Annotated in this window: 1 protein-coding gene; it reads left to right on the forward strand. The window is 59.1% G+C overall.

The features are described 5' to 3' along the window. Positions 1-452, forward strand: a 452-nt coding sequence (locus A3722_RS05030; RefSeq protein ID WP_067915959.1) for a recombinase family protein, incomplete at both ends; no start/stop codon positions are given.

Consider the following 452-nt stretch of genomic DNA (forward strand, 5'->3'; position numbering starts at 1 on the left):
TCTCGACCACTGAGCAAAAGCTGGAACCGCAGGTGGATGCGCTCAAAGCTGCGGGCTGCGAAACTGTGTTTGAAGATGTCATCTCCGGCGCCAAAGCCGAACGCCCTGGCCTGAATAATGCCCTGGCCTTTCTGCGCAAGGGCGACACGCTTTTGGTCTGGAAACTCGACCGTCTGGGCCGCTCCATGAAGCACCTGGTGGAAACAGTGACAGACCTCGGCGACCGCGGTGTTGGCTTCAAATCCCTGACCGAAGGCGTGGACACAACAACTACCGGCGGCACTTTGGTGTTCCATCTGTTCGGTGCGCTTGCCGAGTTTGAGCGTGACCTCATTGTCGAGCGCACGCAGGCCGGATTGAAGGCTGCTGCAACGCGCGGCAGAAAAGGAGGGCGCAAGCCTGTCGTCACGCTCAAGAAGCTGGAGCAAGCCAAAGCCCATATCAGCGATGGA

It is taken from the genome of Sulfitobacter sp. HI0027 (assembly GCF_001634775.1).
Lineage (GTDB): Bacteria > Pseudomonadota > Alphaproteobacteria > Rhodobacterales > Rhodobacteraceae > Sulfitobacter.